This window comes from Pantoea sp. GbtcB22, from assembly GCF_019091025.1.
Classification (GTDB): Bacteria; Pseudomonadota; Gammaproteobacteria; order Enterobacterales; family Enterobacteriaceae; genus Pantoea; species Pantoea leporis.
The window spans coordinates 1-274 of the sequence record NZ_JAGXKB010000186.1; the positions used below are offsets into that span (position 1 = coordinate 1).

Below are 274 nucleotides of genomic sequence, written 5' to 3' on the forward strand. Positions count from 1 at the left end.
TGGCAATGCATGGCCTGTCGATATTCTTTGGAATCCTCGCTGAATGTGAGGCTCTTCGCGAATTTCCATCCTTTGGGAACCGTCATCGTTATATCGGAAGAAACCCTGGTGTAAGGCTGATGGTGCTGGACCATCCGGATTTCCGCATCAACACTGCTGGTACTAAGTTTATCCGTGAAGCAGTTGTCGGGCGTGTCCCGGTTTGGCACGCCAGGGGAGCACCCCCACCAGACCACCGCCAACACCATCACCGACAGCAGTGGCCACCATCAGA

General features: G+C 54.7%; 1 protein-coding gene. It reads right to left on the bottom strand.

Going from position 1 to position 274, the window contains the following annotated elements:
- Positions 1-248, bottom strand: a 248-nt coding sequence (locus KVT28_RS28320; RefSeq protein WP_368734941.1) for a DUF6185 family protein, incomplete at its 3' end; no start/stop codon positions are given.
- Positions 249-274: the final 26 nt, after the last annotated feature.